This window comes from Acidisoma sp. S159, assembly GCF_009766125.1.
Classification (GTDB): Bacteria; Pseudomonadota; Alphaproteobacteria; order Acetobacterales; family Acetobacteraceae; genus Acidisoma.
On sequence record NZ_LMUG01000017.1, the window covers coordinates 17,612 to 35,453 of the forward strand.

Genomic DNA, 17,842 nt, shown 5'->3' on the forward strand with positions numbered 1-17,842 from the left:
ACATGCTGCGGGCCGCGTTCGACAAAGACCAGCCTGCTCCTGACACGGGTTTGGTCCCCCAGGTGCCCGATACCTCCATGCGAGTACCCTCGGCTGCTGTGCGCGCTATGGGACTGACCTTGGGCCGTATCGAGGAAGATGCCGCTCGGGTTGACGCTTTATCAGATAGCCTCGCTCGGGGGGAGCTGGTCCACGCCCTTGATCCCGAGGTCGTGGAGCCATCATTCGTCGACGATCGGATCGACCGAACCGCGGACCCCGATTTCCGGCGGCTGGTGGACAGCATCCGCTCCTCAGGACAGCAGGTTCCCATCCTGGTGCGGCCGCACCCCACCGCCAGCGGCCGGTACCAGGTTGCCTATGGCCATCGCAGGCTCGGAGCCTGCCTAGAGCTTAAACAGCCCGTGAAGGCGCTTGTCCGCAACCTCAACAATGAAGAACTGGTCGTTGCGCAAGGGAAGGAGAACGCTGAACGGAGGAATTTGTCATTCATAGAACGAGCCGTGTTCGCCGCTCATCTCGAACAACAGGGCTTCGAACGGGCCGTCATCCAGGCCGCCCTTGCTGTTCATCCCGCCGAGATGACGAGACTTTTATCGGTGGCCAAGGGAATCCCTCAAGCGGTGATAGCCGCCATCGGTCCGGCACCCCGAGCAGGACGACCGAGGTGGATGGAACTTGCCGAACTCTTGGGGCACCCGAAGGCACACGAGGTGCTTCAAGATCTAGTCACCAAGGCATCCTTTAGGCAGGTCGGTTCAGACACTCGGTTCGACCTCGCTATCGGCTGTTTGCGCGCTACAAGGACCGAGTTAAACCCACCCGTTTTATTTCATGACGCTAAAGGTCGTATCGTCGTCAGGGCGGAAAGCAGTGCCCTCGGCTACCGATTTCTCGTCGATGTCAACGCTGCGCCTGGTCTCGACAGATACCTGTTAGACAAGCTTCCTGAGCTCCTCGCCGGTTTCAACCATCGATAGCTGTGTGGACTTTGGCGATGCGGCCGCTCGCGACGACCGATAGCCCCTACCCAAGCCGCATCTAGGTCTCACTGTGTGGACTCTCGCGAGGCAAAAGGGGCTTGCGTCCGCGGACTCCGCAGCCGTGGACTGTTGCGAGGCTGGCCTATCGATCGGTATCTCCATCCCGAGTCGCCCCCAACAGCTGTCAAAGACCCGTGGAAAACGCCAACAGCCCGAGTATGGACTGTAGCGAGATAGCCGTGGACTTTTGCGAGAAGCAACCAAGGGAAATCAACGCTTTACGCGACTTATCCTGTGGACTTTAACGATTATACTAATAGTAGTCTTCTAATAAGCTTCGAATAGGCTACCTCGCAAAAGTCCATGCGGACGGCGACCTCGGCTTCTGGCAGGCTAATGTCAGTTGATAAGTGTCCTAGGTGATCCAATGGGAACGGTGCATACGTTGATTGAAAGCAGAGGCCGTTTAGGGGCCCTTGGTTTCGATTTTGACCGTCGCATTGTCGAAACTGCGGCCAACTACATGGCAGACGAAGACAACGGAATCGGCTTTGTCTATTCAGGGTGGGCGCAAGCTGCACTTCCTCATCGTCGTCTAAAAGACGATCAGACATGGCAGATAAACTCTGACCACGTTAAACTCCTCATAGAACCCGGTCGCCGGGCAACGGAGGTAGGTGATCCAATCTGGGTGGGAGTACCATATGGATCCCGCGCCAGGCTCATCATGCTCTATCTACAAACCGAAGCACTGCGAACGAATTCGCGGGAAATAGAGCTTGGGAAATCACTGCGCAACTGGCTTAGCCGGTTAGGTATTCCCATCGGCGGAAAGTCACTCAAGGACGTTAGGGAGCAGGCTGAGCGGATTTCCCGGTGCAGGCTAACGTTTCATGTTCAAGCGGCCGGACGGGCGGGCCTGGTGAACCAAAACATCATGGATACCGCGATGTTTGTGGATGGGGCCGACCCAGCCCAGGGCAGTCTATTTCTCGAAACTGCAAAGTTGTCGGAAACATTCTACGAGCAACTGCGAAAGCACCCGGTCCCCCTAGAGGAAGCGGCGATCAGAGCAATAAATAATAACTCTATGGCGCTCGACCTTTACTGCTGGCTGGCCTATCGTCTTCATGTGCTTACTGGGCCACGCCAAGTAACGTGGAAGGCACTTATGGGTCAGTTTGGTGGCGGGTATAAGGAGCAGTTCCACTTTAAACCGCGATTTCTAGAGAACCTGTCTCTCGCCATGGCGGTCTATAGGGATGCAAAGGTCGACATCGACGAAAAGGGGCTGACACTTCGGCCCTCGCGACCACCAGTACCTCAAAAGCAAGGTGTCGCCGCGGCCCGCTGACCGGGCTGGTGCGACTCGCAAGAGTCCACTCCAGCTTGCTCTCAAGAGTCCACACTCGATCGACCAGTTCGACCCGCTGACGGGTACACCCATCGCCGCAACGATCGGCTAGCCCGACCGACAGCGGCGATGTAGGCAAGTGTAATCCGAGTCGCGCCTGAGGTGACCGCAATACGCCGCATAGTTCAACTCGATGTCCCGTTTCAGCCTCTGCGACCGGCATGCAGCTGCGGTTCCTCACCCAGGAGCTCGAGACCATCAGCTAGCAAACCGTTGATAGGAGTGGGCGGGAAGTGGGAGAGCGAAGGCGCGCCAATGACAAGCGAACAGCGCAGTTGGTCGAGCTCTAGGCAACAGAATCTGTCCGCACCCGTCCGAATTCTGACCAACCGGGGCTTAACTCCGGGAAGGGTGGCTGCCTGGTCGATCAGACGACGATTCACTATTCCGCTCGCGAGCAACAGACGTCAGGCCGTCGTGGGCGTACAGCCCTATTTTAACCACCGACTATCAGCATTTTTCTGCGGGACAGGCACGGTAGATCACGTTTACCGTGCCTGTCCGCGCAAGAAGGATCAATTGCCATAGTCACCGGATGGATTCAGACTGGCACGGTGCCGACGGCGTCGTGAGCAAGTGTGCGGGGGCTTTGGGGCAGCATGGCGGCTAAGACGGGCATTGCGGCTCTGCCGCTTACCGCGGACCAGCCTTTACCTGCGGCGCGCCGCTAAAACCGTGGCCGCCAGCACGACCAAGCTGCTGGATCTCTGACGGTGACCGAGACGCCCGCCGAGGCTCGCACGCAGGGCTCAGAAGACTTCGTGCCGGGCGGGGGGCGCGCTCGCGCTGCCTCAAACCGACTGGCTGCGGCACGACCTCGCGGTCACCGGACCGCCGGAGGACGTCGCGGCCCTGCGGCAGGCGGCGGAAAGGGGCAGGGAGCCATTCCCTGGCATTCGGGTGCTGATCTTCCTGCCCAGCACGAGGTGTCTAGTTTTTGTTCGCGGACGTCCCAGCTGATACGGGCGACGACAAGGGCGATTTGCGAGCCGTTCTCGCGTTGCTTTTGCCAGTCGCGCGCAACCGGATCGGTGTCACCTGCAAGGCTACGGCGCTTGCCGCGTATCAAGTGGAGACCTCATGGCGGCCCCGATAGAACATATCGTCGTGCTCATGCTGGAAAATCGCTCCTTCGACAGCATGCTTGGCTGGCTCTACCCTGACCGCCCCGATTTCGACGGACTGACAGGGCGGGAGACCAATCCCTGGCACCGCGATGGCGGCGTTGTGACCGTGCCAGTGTGGAACGACCTTGGCATGAGCCGGACCGAAGCCCGCGGCCCCGACCCCGATCCAGGCGAGCTGTTCGACGATATCGAGGCACAGCTATGGGGGGCCGACAGCGTGGGCATCAATGGCCACGGCCAAGGCACGCCATCAATGAGCGGCTTTGTCGACAACTACATGCGTCAGCCCCGCAGCCCGGATGGTGCCGAGCCGAACCCCGCCGCGGTCATGCACTGCCATTCCCCCGCTCAGGTGCCGATACTGAGCCTCCTCGCGCGCTCATTCGGCGTTTCAGACCGCTGGTTCGCTTCGGCGCCGTGCCAAACCTGGCCCAACCGCTTCTTCATGCACACCGGCACAGCTGGCGGCTGGGTCAACAACGATCCGCCGCATTGGCCCTATCGCATGCCCACGATTTTCCGCCGCCTCTCGGATCATAAGCGCGATTGGGCGATCTATTTCCACGACCTGCCGAACACCGCGATGCTCGCCGATATGTGGAGCAAGCTTGCGACGACGCATTTCCGACTGTTCCACAAACAGTTTGAACAGGATGCGCTGAATGGCGAGTTGCCGTCCTACACCTTCATTGAGCCGCGCTACTTCGTCTCACGGGTCCACAACAAAATTCCGAACGATCAGCATCCGCCCACCAACCTAGTGCATGCTGAGGAACTTATCGCCCGAACCTACAACGCGCTGCGGCAGGGACCGAAATGGGATAAGACGCTGCTCGTCATCACCTATGACGAGCATGGCGGCCTCTATGACCACGTGCCGCCACCATCCGCGACGCCGCCCGGCGGCCCCTATCCGGACGGCTTCACCTTCGACCGCTTCGGTGTCCGCGTTCCGGCCGTGATCGTCTCGCCGCACATCCCCGCCGGCAGCGTCTTGCGTCCGCCACTTGACGAGGATGGTTCCGGAACACCTTTCGACCACACCTCGATCATCAAGACGGTGCAGGAGCTCTTTGGTCTCGGCGCGCCGCTGACCGAGCGTGTTGCCGCAGCACCGTCACTGCTCCCCTTGCTGGGCGATGCCGGCCCGACCAACGCCGGACCGCCACGCGTCGACTTCGTTCCCGTGTGGCCGACCCCGGCGGAGGTGCAGCGTCTACGAAAAGTGGATAATGAGAGTGGCTTGCAACTCAGCATGAGTGGCATTGCGGCCACCCTTCTCGGCACAACTGCTCGCGTTGCCGCCCACTTCCGACATGGGATCAGAAAAACCGCCTCCAGCGCTGGCTTCAGCCGGTCACGGTCCGCGACGCGACCATGAACGGCCAGTCTAAAGTGGCGTCTCGTTCCATTCGCCACGACGAGATCAGTGCCGGTCGGCTCGTCCCACCTTCAAAGATAACCAGAGGCCGACACCCCCGATTGGCGTGTGGTGGATGCGTTGGCGTGAATCCGCCCGCCACCTGCCGTGCGCCTTGCGGCAACCTCGTTGCGTTCTGCCACCTGTTCCCGAGAAGGCACTGGACCCACCGCTTCGCCTAGGGGCAGTAGCTCCCGGCACCTCTTGGCCGGGCTGGAGCTCGCGCGCGAAGCGCTCTGCCCCGCCTCCTGCTGCGTTAGATGGTGATGCCGGAAAGCCCCCATTCCGCCGGGAGGGCACAACCAGCCGCGCTAAGGCCTGGCGTGGGGGCCGAAGTAGGCTCTTCTTGGGAAGCTGGCCGGGCTGTGACGCTTTGTGACTAAACGACGCCTTGGAACCCTCAAGTGACCGCCTCACCTGCAACCAGCATGAGAGGCTTTACTTGTTGGGAGAGATTACCGCCGGATGGGCTTAGTCGCATATGCTCTGAAGTTCCGCATTACCTTCTACGTTATCGCCGTGCTGGTGATGCTGGCAGGGATAGGCGCGGCCGTCGTGATGCCGAAGGACGTTCTGCCCGAGGTCGACATTCCTGTCATCACGCTCGTCTGGACATTCACAGGCCTTGATACGCCCGAGATGGAGAGCCGGGTTACAACCTACACCGAGGTTTCAATCAGCAACAATGTCAGCGACATCAAGTCGATGCAAAGTACTACTTTGCAGGGAATTACGATCCAGCGGATTTATTTTCAACCCAGTGTCAGTATAGACCTCGCGATCTCCCAGATCGTTGCCGCCACAAACTCGGTCCGTGCGGTTCTGCCTCCTGGAATTCAACCGCCGGTGATCATGCGCTTTACGGCGTCCTCAGTACCGGTCATCCAGTTGGTCATGTCTTCCTTGAAGGAGACGCAGCAGCAGCTTTACGACTACACCCAATACCGCATCCGTCAGACGCTCGCGACCAATCCCGGCGCTACTATGCCGCCGCCTTATGGGGGCACACCGCGTCAGATCATGGTCGATCTCGACCTTCACGCCTTGCAGGCGCGCGGCCTGACGCCGCAAGATGTCACCAACGCGATCACTGCCCAGAACGTCACCGTCCCCTCCGGACTCGCCAAGATTGGCACGACTCAGTTCGTCATTCACATGAACTCCGTGCCAAGCGTGATAAGCGCGCTTAACCAAATCCCCATCAAGCAGATCGATGGCGCGCCCGTGCTGATGCAGGACGTTGCCTATGTTCGGGATGGCGGACCGCCGCAACAGAACATCGTCCGTCAGGACGGCAGACCCTCGGTCCTGCTCACGGTTCTAAAGAACGGCGATGCCTCAACTCTATCAGTGGTCAACAACGTCAAGAGGATGCTGCCCTCCATCCAGGCGGCGGACCAAGGGACATGAAGATCACCCCGGTCTTTGATCAATCTGTCTTCGTCTCAGGCGCCATCGGGGATGTGATCCGGGAGACCGTGATCGCGGCCACGCTGACGGCCCTGATGATTCTCTTGTTTCTAGGTTCATGGCGCTCGACGTTGATCGTTCTGATCTCGATCCCACTGGCGATCCTGACATCCCTCGCGATACTCGGCGCGATGGGCGAGAGCATCAACATCATGACGCTGGGCGGCTTCGCGCTGGCCGTCGGCATATTGGTGGACGACGTCACAGTCGCCATCGAAAACAGCTATCGCCTCATGGATCAGGGGAAACCCTTCCGAGAGGCAGTGGCCAAAGGCGCGGCCGGCATCGCGAAACCGGCCCTCATCTCCACCCTCTCGATTTGCGGCGCCTTCGTCTCATTGCTCTTCCTTACAGGAGCACCGAAATACATCTTCACCCCGCAGGCGCTCGCCGTCGTCTTCGCTATGCTCGCCTCGTATTTCTTCTCTCGCACACTCGTGCCGATCCTTATCGATGTGCTGGTCAAGCGTGAATACGAGAAACGCGATGCGGCGCGCCAGGATGACCACACATCATCCGGCAAGAAGGGAAGCTTCGGCCGCTTCCATGAGGGTTTTGAGCGGCGGTTCCAGGCCTTCCGAACAGCCTACATCGGCCTCCTCTACGCCATCTTGCGCCATCGCTGGCGACTGCGATTGTCGCTGGGCTCACTCTCCTCGTCGGCGGTAGCCTGGTTCCCTTCATCGGTACCGATTATTTCCCCCAAGTCGATTCCGACCAGATGACGCTGCATGTTCGCGCGCCGCCCGGTACCCGAATCGAGGTCGCCGAACAGCTTTTTCAGGGAGTCGAGGACAGCATCCGTCAGGTGATCCCAGCGAAAGAACTCGGCACCATTATCGACAACATCGGCCTACCGTCGATCAACTACAACCTCGCCTTCAACGATGGCTCCTTCGTCGCGTTCTACGATGGCCAGGTGCTCGTGACCCTCAAGGACGGCCATAAATCCTCCATAGCCTACATGAACACGCTGCGCCCCATCCTGCGCGACAGGTTTCCCAACACTGTCTTCTATTTTCAGCCCGCCGACATGATTACCCAGATTCTCGATTTCGGGTCCCTCGCGCCCATCGATATTCAAGTCACCGGCCGTCATCTGGACAAGGACATGGCAGTCGCGGGCAAGATCCAGAGAGCGCTCACCCATGTCGAGGGCGCCGCCGACGTGCACCTCCAGCAAATCAATTATGGTCCAGAATATTTCGTGGATGTCGATCGCCAACGCGCCTCCGAGCTTGGCCTGACGGAGCAGCAAGTGGCCAACAATCTCGATGTCTCGCTATCCGGCAGTTTCCAGATTACCCCCAATTTCTGGAACGACCCTAAAACCGGGGTGCCGTATCAGGTCTGGGTTCAAACGCCGGAATTCCGCAACGATTCCCTTGCCGCGCTCGAAAATACCCCGCTGCTGCTAAGTTCTGTCGGCAATGGCGGCACGGTTCAGCTATTGTCCAATGTCGCGACGATGACCCGGCGCGCCGAACCGACGGTCGCGACTCACATCAACATGGCACCAACCTTCGACATCATGGCGAACGTGCAGCAGCGCGACCTCGGCAGTGTCGAACGCGCAATCGACCGCATCGTCGCCACGGCGCAGAAAAGCCTCGCGCCGCCTGACAAGATAGCGATACGCGGGCAGGTGGAGAGCAAGGACCAGTCGTTTCAGAACATCGCCATTGGATTGATGATTGCGGTGGTCGCCGTCTACCTGCTCATGGCGGTCAACTACCAAAGCTGGGGTGACCCCATCGTCGTGCTTTGCGCTCTGCCAATTGCGTTCTGCGGCATCGCGGCCAGCCTTTTCATCACCGGCACGACGTTCTCCATCCCATCGCTGATGGGCGCGATCATGAGTGTCGGCGTCGCCTCCGCGAATTCCATCCTCCTTGTGACCTTCGCGCGCGAGCACAGGGAGCGTAATGGCTCTTCCGCCATGGAGGCCGCCATCGCCGCGGGTGCCGAAAGGCTGCGTCCCGTGTTGATGACGGCGGGTGCCATGTTCGTCGGGCTGATCCCCATGGCGATCGGCATTGGTGAGGGCAGCGAACAAAACGCGGCGCTCGCCCGCGCGGTCATGGGCGGCATCGCCGTCGGCACATGCGGCACTTTGCTTTTCGTCCCCTACCTCTATGTCCTCCTACGCCAGCGCGCCCCAAAAACGCCGGAGAATTACCTGTGACCGACGCCCAGCTGTCGCAGCCTGAGAAGGACGACCCCGACTCCGGCTCGGATCACGACGAGAGGGCATCGGATGATAAGACCACGCAAAAGGAGACCTCGGAGGAACCGCCCCCCGCACCGCCGCGCGCGCACGTTTTCATCGGCGCTGGACTGGTGATCGCTGGTCTATTGGGCCTCGGGGTCTACAATCGCGTGCAGCGTGGCGCCGCCGCTTCCGAGACACAAAAGGCGACCGCAATTTTCGCTCCAACACTGCATGTCGCGACAGTGCGCAGCGATAACTCGCCGATCCGGCTGACTTTGCCTGGCGAAACCATGGCCTACGACACGGCCTCGATTTTCTCGCGCGCGACCGGCTACGTCTCGCAGCGTCTTGTCGATATCGGCAGCCGCGTAACCCGAGGACAGCTTCTCCTCCGCATAGCCGCGCCGGATCTCGACGCCCAGGCGGATCAGGCGCACGCCCAGCTCGGGCAGATGAAGGCGCAGCTCGTGGTGGCGCAGGCGCGTCTGGCGCAAGCCGAGGCCGATTCAAAGCTCGCCAAGGTCACCAATGGCCGCACAGGGACACTCGCGGCCGAGGGCTGGGCGACCAAGCAGAGTGCCGACAACGACGCGGCCAACGTCAGCGCTCAGGGGGCTAATGTCGCGGCATCCCAGGCGAGCGTCCAGGTGGCCCAGGCAAATGTTGAGGCGCAGACCGCGACGCTCAACCGGCTCCAGCAGCTCACCAGTTTCGAGCGGGTAGCGGCGCCCTTCGACGGAGTGGTAACGGCGCGGAACGTCGATTCCGGCGACCTTGTGACCATGGACGCCGCCTCGGGGCAACCGCTTTTTGTTGTCCAGCGGGACGACATTTTGCGGGTCGTCATCGATGTCCCGCAGAGCGGGGCGGTCAACCTGCGGGAAGGGCTGAAGGCGACGATTTCAGTCCCGGAACTTCCAGGGCAGCAGTTTGACAGTGTTATTTCCCGAACGGCTGTGGCGCTTTCCGCCGCATCTCGAACGTTGCGAGTAGAGGCCGACATCGACAATAGGGCGCATCGTTTGAACCCCGGACTTTACGCCAATGTCTCGCTAGCTATCCCGCGCGTCAAACCCGGCTTGATTGTGCCCTCCGACGCGCTGGTATTCGACGCACAAGGAATGCAGGTTATGGTCGTGAAAAACAAGATCGTGCATCTACACCGCGTATCGATCTACCGTGATTTCGGGACTACCGTGGAACTTCTGGGTGGAATTGCAAAGGGCGACCAAGTCGCGCTTACGCCGCCGGCGGATTTGAGGGACGGGGACCATGTACGAGTGGCGTCATCTCCAGCGTCGGCACGATAGGCCATCTGAGCCCTCCGGTGCCCGACCTACAGGGCTGGTGCACGGTTTGCGGCATCAGGTGACCGAACGCTCCCGGGGCTAGTTCGCACATTTCGACCGAAAATCCCGGAATGGCAAAGCAAACCTATGTCTGAATGGTCGCTCTCGGGAGTCTGGCGTGGGATCTTGTAGAACGCTGTTGACTCTTTCGCGGCCGTCCCATCAGCTTTCGATGCTGCGTCTCAGTAGTGGAATCCGCTGGATACATGCACTCAATCCGAAGTTCTTGGGCCGCGATCGTTAGCGGTGTTCCAACCGTCGTGATCATTGAGAAGTAACTCAATGTACGACCGTTTCTCATAAATCCAATCGGTATCATGGGTAAGGCGGGCGCAAGAGCGGTGACACCCTGGATGTTTCTAGCTTCGCCACCAGAATAATCGAGCAATGCTTGAATCAGTTCCGTCGTTTTCCGATCGACTATTTGCCCGATCGCCTCACGGTGAATACGTGCGAGAAGGCTCTCCGAAACATTGCCCCAATTGGAGATAAAAGGACGCATTCCGTTGGGATCGAACATCAGATGCAGCAGATTACGCGGTTTTGGGCGCGACTCCATGTCGATGAATTTTCCAAAGAAGCGCGGCGCAGCGTCGTTAGTCATGACCACATTCCAGTAGCGGTCCATGACTACTGCGGGAAATGGCTCATGTTGATACAACACGCGTCTGAGGGCATTCACAATGCTCTCCATCTCTGGTCCATCGAGCGGACTCTCGGGATAGATGGGCGCATACCCGGCTGCCAGCAGGAACCCATTGCGCTCTCGGAGCGGGACATGCAGCCCCTCAGCGATGTGCATCAGTTTCTCCCGGCTCGGGATGCTACGCCCGCTTTCGATGAAGCTGATATGTCTTTGAGAAACGCCAGTTTCGAGAGCCAGATCGAATTGGCTCTTGCCGCGCGCTTCACGCCAGTAGCGCATGAGTTTGCCCAGCCCGCTCTCGGGGCGCCCGGCCCCGCGTCTGTCAGGCCCCATCGCGTTATTTCTCATTCCAGTCTTCATTCCCCGCTGTCTACCACGATAAAGCTTGGGCTCGATTACCTTTCATGTAATTGAATTCATTCCTGCCAAGCTCTACTCAGAGTGTCGAACGAGCAGTCACTGCGCGATGTGCCCGTGACTCCGTTCACTTTCATCTCCCTGGAGGCAAGCGCACATGACAGACTTTCCGGTTAACACCATCGATACTGCGCCCGAACGTTCGAAGGCTGCTCTCCAAAAGTTGCAAGCGACCTTCGGGATGATTCCCAATATTTTGGGGTCCATGTCGACATCTTCAGTGTTGATCAATAGCTTGGTCGGCCTGTTCGAAAATGTCCATGGCGGCAGCTTTACTGAAGCCCAGATACAGACACTGCTGCTGACCAATGCAGTGACCAATGAGTGTTCCTGGGCCGTCGCGTTCCATACGGCCCTGGCGCTCAAGGAAGGACTGGACCCGTCTGACGTTCAGTCCATCCGTGACCGACGACTGCCCAAGGACGAGACGCTTGCTGCCTTGTCGGCTCTCGCAAAGGCGTTGATCCAGAAACGGGGTCGACTCGAGGATCAGGACATCGAGCGCTTCATCGCCGCCGGGTTCGGCAAGGATCTTGCGCTTGAGGTGATTGCTGTGGTCGCCGCGTCCACGATCACAAACTACACCGGGAGCGTCACGGAAACGCCGCTAGAAAAACCCTTCCAGCCACACGCTTGGCAAGCGTAAGGAGTGGACATTTTGGCTGGCAACACGTTCAGTGCTTATTAAAAAATCTGTAGGTAATCCCCGGCAGAATCGGCCTCTTCATCGCGGCCGAGCTCGCGTTCGGCTTCATGACAAGCATCTTCACTAGCGCTTCTTAAGATATATCACGATGCAGCTTTTCGGAAACGCTACATTCAAACGGCGGCCCCTACGGATGGGCCGGGTGGGTAGTCCGCGTGCCCGCTCAGCCAGTTCAGCCACTCGGCGGCCGTTGGTCGATGGCGCATTCAGATCTCCTGGTGGACTTGCGGTCACCCGTCCATTTGACCAAATCTTAGGGTTGGCTAGCATGGCATCCTGCCCGCCTGGTCTTTCTAGATCGTAGCTTTAGCCCGGTTGGCCTGAGCTGCCGTGAGGAGGTGACGTCATTGCGGCGGGTCGTTGCAGCGGCTTCTCGGATTAGCCGAATCGCCTGTGCTAGGACCTGTCGACCCCACAACTTCCAACAAATGAGCTCATTTACACGATGGACAACCCTATCCTTGCGGCCCTGGTGCCTGTCATCCTCTTGCTTGCGTTTGGTGTTGTGGCGGTAATCGCAAGTCGCGCAGGAAGGCTGAGTCCCATTGTCGGCTACCTGGTGCTCGGCTTGGCATTACGAGCCGCCGGCGCGTCAATGGTTGTCAACAGCAGCACCATCGGCCTCCTTGCTCAGCTGGGAGTCGTCTTTCTTTTGTTTGATATTGGCCTCCATTTCTCGCTAACCCACGTCCGACGGCAGGCCCGAGACATCTTCGGCTTTGGCCCGGTGCAGATTTTGTTTGGCACAGTTCTACTTGGTATCCTGGCATTTGCGACCGGGCTGGCGCCGCTGCCGGCCCTTTTCCTGGGAGCCGTTTTAGCGCTGAGCTCGACCGCCGTAGTTGCGCCTCTGATCGCTGAGCGTCACCAACAGAGTTGCCCTGTTGGGTTAACGGCTACCGCAATCTTGGTCTTTCAGGACGTAGCAGCAATATTCCTTCTCATTGTAGCCGGGGCGCTAGGTGGGGGCTCGATTCTTCCAGTAGCGATGTTCGCTCTCGTCAAAGCTGCCGCAGCCTTTGCGGTTGCGGTGGTATTGGCGCGCCTAGTTGTTAAGCCACTCTTTAGGCTTGTCGCTCACACAGGACAGGAGGAAGTCTTTACCGCTATGGCGTTGCTGGTCGCGCTGGCGGCGGCCTGGGCTACGGGGCAGATTGGGCTGTCACTGACGCTGGGAGCCTTCCTTGGTGGGATGGCCGTAGCCGAAACACCCTACCGGGCCGTTATCCAATCTGAAATCAAACCATTTCGAGGATTGTTGCTCGGCTTTTTCTTCATCTCGGTGGGCTTGTCTCTTGACGTTGGTCCGCTTCTGCGACTGTGGCCTGCGGTGATCGGGGTCAGTGCGGCCCTCGTCGCGGCGAAAGTCCTGACCAATGCGGCGGCGAGTTTGGTCTTCCGCTGGTCGGTGCCCGGATCTTTGCAGTTGGGCTTCCTGCTGGCTCAGGGGTCCGAATTTGCTTTTGTTGTATTAAGCTTGCCTGCTGTTCGAGCGCTTCTGGGGCCAGTTCGGGTCTCAATCGTCGTTGCGGCAGTGGCGCTCAGCCTCGCGCTTACGCCAAATATCGCGCAGATCGGAAGGCAGGTGGCCGGTCAATTGCGTCGTCGAAAAGCAAGAATCAACGACCCTGAGCTGGAGCTCAAGGAGCTCGCGGCCCCCGTTCTGATCATCGGGATGGGCCGGATTGGGCGAACATTGGCCGATGGATTGAAGGAATTCGATATCCGCTATATCGCTGTCGAGCGTGATCAGCGCAGGTTGAGCGAGGCCATTGCCGATGGTTATACCGCAGTGTTTGGCGATATGGCCGATCCGAGACTCTGGAATTCGATCGCATCGCATGGTCGGAAAATCAACGCCTGGACTGGCGTTTCCCACGAGACAGCCCAGGAAATCATACCCTTCAGCCGGTCGCTCTACCCGGGTCTCACGCGGTTTGCGGCGGTGATCGGAGAGAGCGAAGTCGAGCGTTTTGACCTGCTGGGCGTGCGCGCCGTCGTAGACCGTAGCTTCCCACCAGGCCTGGATTTTACAGCAGCGATTCTGAACGCACTCGATGTTGAAGGCGACGCGATCAATAACTGGATGCGGCACCAACAGGAACGGGCGCTCGTAGGCGCTGCACGTGGTTCGGCTGCCGCGTGAATGAATGAGGGTTCTGTTTAGTCCCGCATCACAGCAGAACACTGCGGCGCCCCATGCATCGCCGACCTCCCCGCTTGTCGGCGCCATGATCTCGCTGAGCATCGGCTGCAGGAGCAGGATCAGTCGCCGCTTCTGATCGGCAGAGAATTTGATCGGTGGATCGGTGTCTCGCAGGTATCACGTGCCGGGGGTTGCTGCTAGGTGGTCCTCAAAGACGCCATAACAGCACGCCGAGACAAAGTCACTCGAAGCTGCCGATCTAGAGTCGAAGGGTTTTCGGGAGTGGCACCAAAATCATGCTCGGAAACTCGCCCTGATAAGATTTGCGGCTGATCTCGGCGACACGGACGCGCACCAAGCGTTGGTCGCGCCTGCAAATGCTGGTAAAATGGCATGTTGAAGATACGTCCTTAGTGACTGCTAGCCGCCGTCAAATTGACCCAAGCTTCGCCGAAGAATGCTCGCAGCTCGGGCCGCATGTTCAACTGCGGTACGCGATTTCTCGATCGCCGCCGACGAAGTCGCGTTGCGTATACGCGCTCCGGGCGTCAGTCATCGTGCCGGATGGTGCGCGATTTCTTGCCAATTGCCCCGGGGTCCGGCGTAGTGGCGCCGACGAAGGCCCGATCTGCATCGTGACTCGAGCGGGCGGCGTTGCTCGTTGCGGTCAATACCAGGGACTGGTAGGCCTCAACTAATCCTTGCCGCTGCTTGCACTTCGGAGCCATTCAAAGTGGATACCCATCGCACTGCTATCGTTCAGCCTACTGTTTACATGGGGGTGCTAGTCGCCCTCGGCCTCTCCCATCTTCTAAACGACACCATCCAATCACTTATTCCCGCTGTGTATCCGCTGCTGAAAGCGAGATTCGAGCTAAATTTCGCTCAGATTGGGATCATCACTTTGACCTTTCAGATAGCCGGATCGCTCCTCCAGCCCGCGGTGGGACTTTACACGGATCGAAATCCTCTTCCTTATTCCACCGTCGTCGGGCTTGTCTTCACATTTTTTGGTTTGATTGGCTTAGCTCACGCCTCGAGTTACTTCCTGACACTTGTCTCGGTCACCTTCGTCGGTATCGGATCATCAATATTCCATCCGGAGGCCACGCGGTCGGCGCGCTACGCTTCCGGTGGGAAACAGGGTCTTGCACAGGGTATCTTTCAGGTTGGCGGCCAGACAGGGGGTGCCCTCGGTCCTTTGCTCGCAGCTGTCGTTATCATGTCTCGTGGACAGACGAGTCTTCAATGGTTTTCACTAATGGCGATCTTCGCTATGGCGCTGATGACCTGGACCGCGCGCCACCATGCGGGGATGCGCGCGCACTTCGAAGCCGCGACTGCACGTTCTGGCAAACATGAGACTGATGGGCGGCCATCACGAAAGACGGTTTTGATTGGCTTGATCGTGCTTATTGTTCTCATGTCGTCGAAGCTTTCTTATCTCGAGAGCTTTCGTTCGTTTTATACGTTCTACCTCATCGAAAAGTTTGGCGTGTCTATTCCTACCTCTCAGGTCATGCTCTTCGTATTTTTTCTGTCATCCGCGATTGGGGTTCTGCTTGGTGGAATCGTCGGGGACCGAATTGGCCGCTATCGCATTATCTGGATCTCGATCCTAGGTCCTCTTCCGCTGACGCTGCTACTTCCCCATGTCGATTTTGTTTGGACCGGCGTGCTGACCGTGCTCATCAATATCATCATGGCCAGCGCGTTTGCTTCCATTATGATCTACGCCATGGATTTGGTTCCCGGCCGGATCGGGCTTATCGGCGGAATCTTCTACGGCTTGAATTTTGCTGTAGGTGGTCTAGCCGCCGCCTTTCTCGGCGGACTAACTGACGTGATCGGCATCGAAAGCGTGTATCGGATCTGCTCATTCTTGCCCCTGGTGGGACTGCTGACGGCCTTTCTTCCAAGGCAACGCCTGACCAGAGAATCGCACCAGGACCCGGCAGCGAACTGAGCCCTTTCGGCAAATGGACGAGCGAGCGCCAAGTCGTAGCCGGTAGCCGTCGCGAAACCTGTTAGGTCCGCCGTCAGACGAAGGGGCTCTCGCGGAACATCTGGCGTGGCGTGGCGGACTATTGAGTGTCAACACCCCGATGAAGTCCCAAGGCCACGGCCTTGTAATCGTAGGTCGGATAGAAGTCGGTCCTAAACCCACCCCAGGCGGTAGTTTCGATGGCGCGATTCACCTCTCTGAGCTTCGCTGCAGGAACGCGTAGCGTCACCACCTGGCCTATCCCCATCAGGACGTACCAAGACACCACATCTACGCCTGGGGGCGGGAAGGCTGCGAAGAAACCTTGCTCCTTCAGCTCCTGGTTAATCTTACCAAGCGGCTTCGACTCGTCGTGCCGCAGGAAGATAGTCAGCAGGAAAGTGTCATCGTTTGCCGGCGTTACAAGCGGCGCGATTTTTGGCATTTCTGGCGCAGGAGGCGTCTGCGCCGTCGCGGTTGCGGCGGTGGCGGCGACCAAAAAGGCCGCCGCGAAGCGGAGGAGGCTCATCACGTTGGTCCTGTCGGGGGTTGGGGTTGAGGAGGCACCAGTTTGCCAAAGGACCGACGCAGCTGTCGAGCTTGATCGATGATAGAGAAGACCCAAAGTGCCGGGTGTCACAGTGCATGCGCGGTTTGTTGATTTGCCTCGGAATAGGCCGCCATCACCATCAGGCACTCTGCCTGGGGCGAAGCGAATGAAATCACCTCAAGCTCGGGGGATCTTTCGCCGCAGCTCATGATAGGCGCTGCATCGGCTTTTAGTAGAGTCTCCACTCGTACACAATTTCCACTGGAGGCGCCGCTCGATTATGTCGGGGGACGTTGCCTCCGATTGCAGCTTAAACCCTGTAGGCAGGGTCTTTCCCCCCTCTACTTCGGGGCGGAAACGGATTCGCGCTCGATCAAGCGTGTCGGGAGTTCACGCCGCCTTGGCGGCTCAGCCAAGCCTTCAATGCGTTCTATCAGCATACTAACAACTTCCCGACCAAGGTCGTACGCCGGCTGTGCCACGACGGTCACAGAAGGTGTGGTTGCACTCGTCCAGTCGGCGTCGTGGAAGCTGATCAGTGAAATGTCTCTCGGTATTATCAATCGGACATCCTTCGTAGTGCGTAGTATGGCAAGAGCTATGAGGCTGTCAGACGCCAATATGGCAGTAGGTCGGTCGCTCAAATTTAAGAGGTCAGCGATGACATGCTGGGCACCTTGGCGATCCGTGACGCCGAAGCGGATATACCGATGGGGATCGGGAATGCCGGCGTCTGCTAAGGCCTCTGAAAATCCCGCAATACGATTGGCAACCGTGGACAGACCGATTCCTGTCGCATCGCAAAGCGTGTGCTGCTTCATGCCAGCTGCTGTAATGTAGGATAGGCGAGTGTGGCCCGCAGCGATCAGCAGCTCTGTTGCGCGCTTCGCGGCGGCTTTGTCGTCTAGCACCACGGCATCGAACCCAAGCGCTGGGATTTCGCGATCCATCAACACGACCGGGCGTCCGATCGTGGCGATATTCAGCAGGTGCGCGGTATCCCCTGAAGCAGCCGGCGCGATAATGAAACCGTCGATTTGCTTACGCACCAAAACCTCGAGGGCGGCTTTTTCCTCGGCCACATCCTCTCCGGAGTTCACTAAGACGACATTGAAGCCGCGTGCCTTCGCACCGTCGCTCACGCCTCGAACGGCCAGTCCGAAATACGGGTTCTCGATATCGCCCACGATGACGCCAATCGTCCCGGATCGTCCAGTCGTCATTGTCCTTGCAAGGTCGTTGGGAAGGTAACCGAGGGCGGCCGCGGCGGCGGTGACCTTGGTCATGACTCTCGCGCTGACCGCCCCATACTGGCCCAGCGCTCTCGCAGCTGTCGCTTTCGAGACTTCCGCCAGGTTTGCAACGTCCTGGACGGTAGCGGGTCTGCGTAGCCCCTGATCCTTGGCCATTCGGCGCCC

11 protein-coding genes and 1 pseudogene are annotated in these 17,842 nt (G+C 58.9%); 9 read left to right on the forward strand and 3 right to left on the reverse strand.

From position 1 onward, the window contains the following. Positions 1 to 2 precede the first annotated feature (2 nt). The 6 genes and pseudogenes from repB to GSQ92_RS06945 all read left to right on the forward strand — a co-directional run bounded on the left by repB (position 3) and on the right by GSQ92_RS06945 (position 9,936). Positions 3 to 980 carry a plasmid partitioning protein RepB gene (repB, locus tag GSQ92_RS06925; RefSeq protein ID WP_158801634.1) on the forward strand — a complete coding sequence of 326 codons (978 nt, stop codon included), beginning with the start codon at positions 3 to 5 and terminating at the stop codon, positions 978 to 980. A gap of 430 nt (positions 981 to 1,410) precedes the next feature. Then, the gene (locus tag GSQ92_RS06930; protein WP_158801633.1) at positions 1,411 to 2,337 is read left to right on the forward strand and encodes a replication protein RepA; all 927 of its coding nucleotides are present in this window, start codon (positions 1,411 to 1,413) and stop codon (positions 2,335 to 2,337) included. A 1,140-nt stretch (positions 2,338 to 3,477) separates the two neighbouring features. Further along, complete coding sequence (locus tag GSQ92_RS06935; protein WP_158801632.1) at positions 3,478 to 4,905, forward strand: alkaline phosphatase family protein; 1,428 nt, start codon at positions 3,478 to 3,480, stop codon at positions 4,903 to 4,905. Positions 4,906 to 5,472: 567 nt separating this feature from the next. Continuing rightward, positions 5,473 to 6,354, forward strand: a complete 882-nt coding sequence (locus GSQ92_RS30815; RefSeq protein WP_254065496.1) for an efflux RND transporter permease subunit — start codon at positions 5,473 to 5,475, stop codon at positions 6,352 to 6,354. Then, a pseudogene (locus GSQ92_RS06940) lies at positions 6,351 to 8,599 on the forward strand (efflux RND transporter permease subunit). Before GSQ92_RS30815 ends, GSQ92_RS06940 begins: the two are co-directional and overlap by 4 nt. Further along, a complete protein-coding gene (locus tag GSQ92_RS06945) occupies positions 8,596 to 9,936 on the forward strand; it encodes an efflux RND transporter periplasmic adaptor subunit (protein ID WP_158801631.1) in 1,341 nt (446 codons plus the stop codon). The pseudogene GSQ92_RS06940 and the gene GSQ92_RS06945 overlap by 4 nt, the downstream one beginning before the upstream one ends. Positions 9,937 to 10,060: 124 nt before the next feature. Here GSQ92_RS06945 and GSQ92_RS06950 read toward each other — a convergent pair whose 3' ends face one another. Next, positions 10,061 to 10,969 (reverse strand): helix-turn-helix domain-containing protein, encoded by a 909-nt coding sequence (locus tag GSQ92_RS06950; protein WP_216849923.1) that lies wholly within the window; start codon positions 10,967 to 10,969, stop codon positions 10,061 to 10,063. 166 nt (positions 10,970 to 11,135) lie between these two features. On the opposite strand from GSQ92_RS06950, the gene GSQ92_RS06955 reads away from it, so the two are divergent. The 3 genes from GSQ92_RS06955 to GSQ92_RS06965 all read left to right on the forward strand — a co-directional run bounded on the left by GSQ92_RS06955 (position 11,136) and on the right by GSQ92_RS06965 (position 15,856). Further along, positions 11,136 to 11,684: a carboxymuconolactone decarboxylase family protein gene (locus GSQ92_RS06955; protein ID WP_158801630.1), complete on the forward strand. Its 549-nt coding sequence runs from the start codon at positions 11,136 to 11,138 to the stop codon at positions 11,682 to 11,684. A gap of 505 nt (positions 11,685 to 12,189) precedes the next feature. Further along, positions 12,190 to 13,890 (forward strand): cation:proton antiporter, encoded by a 1,701-nt coding sequence (locus tag GSQ92_RS06960; protein WP_158801629.1) that lies wholly within the window; start codon positions 12,190 to 12,192, stop codon positions 13,888 to 13,890. Positions 13,891 to 14,623: 733 nt separating this feature from the next. Continuing rightward, positions 14,624 to 15,856 (forward strand): MFS transporter, encoded by a 1,233-nt coding sequence (locus GSQ92_RS06965; RefSeq protein WP_254065491.1) that lies wholly within the window; start codon positions 14,624 to 14,626, stop codon positions 15,854 to 15,856. 118 nt (positions 15,857 to 15,974) lie between these two features. Here the strand turns inward: GSQ92_RS06965 and GSQ92_RS06970 are convergent, their stop codons facing one another. Further along, the gene (locus GSQ92_RS06970) at positions 15,975 to 16,403 is read right to left on the reverse strand and encodes a hypothetical protein (RefSeq protein WP_158801628.1); all 429 of its coding nucleotides are present in this window, start codon (positions 16,401 to 16,403) and stop codon (positions 15,975 to 15,977) included. A 362-nt stretch (positions 16,404 to 16,765) separates the two neighbouring features. Next, on the reverse strand, positions 16,766 to 17,833 hold the full coding sequence (locus GSQ92_RS06975) for a LacI family DNA-binding transcriptional regulator (protein ID WP_158801627.1): 1,068 nt from the start codon (positions 17,831 to 17,833) through the stop codon (positions 16,766 to 16,768). Between the last annotated feature and the right edge of the window lie 9 nt (positions 17,834 to 17,842).